1 protein-coding gene is annotated in these 651 nt (G+C 63.9%); it reads right to left on the bottom strand.

Annotated elements, in window-relative coordinates:
- On the bottom strand, positions 1-651 hold a 651-nt coding region (gene fusA, locus J7643_19970), incomplete at both ends, for an elongation factor G (protein ID MBO9542871.1).

Genomic DNA, 651 nt, shown 5'->3' with positions numbered 1-651 from the left:
ACAGGGTCAGCGAACCGACGAAGGGGTCGTCCATGATCTTGAACGCCAGAACCGACAGCGGCTCTTCGTCCGAGGCCTTGCGGGTGGTCTCTTCTTCGGTCTTGAAGTCGATGCCCTTGGTCGGCGGAATGTCCACCGGCGACGGCAGGTAGTCGACGACCGCGTCGAGCAGGGGCTGGACGCCCTTGTTCTTGAAGGCCGAGCCGCAGAGGATCGGATAGAAGGCGCCCGTCAGAACGGCCTTACGGATGCACTTCTTGATGACCGCTTCCGAGGGCTCTTCGCCGCCCAGATAGGCTTCCATGGCGTCGTCGTCGAGTTCGACGGCGTTCTCGACCAGGTAGGCGCGGGCTTCCACGGCCTTGTCCATCAGGTCGGCGGGGATTTCCTCGTCGCGATAGGTCGCGCCCAGGCCATCGTTGTCCCAGACCACGGCCTTCATGCGGACCAGGTCGACCAGGCCCTTCAGCGCGCTTTCGGCGCCGATCGGGAACTGGATCGGAACGGCCTTGGCGCCCAGGCGGTCGCGGATCGACTCGACCGACTTGTCGAAGTCGGCGCCGATCTTGTCCATCTTGTTGACGAACACGATCCGCGGAACCTTGTACTTGTCGGCCTGACGCCAGACGGTCTCGGTCTGCGGCTCAACGC

The sequence above is a fragment of the bacterium genome (assembly GCA_017744355.1).
In the GTDB taxonomy this organism is placed as follows: Bacteria; Cyanobacteriota; Sericytochromatia; order S15B-MN24; family UBA4093; genus JAGIBK01.
This window is presented reverse-complemented; position numbering and strand designations above follow the sequence as displayed.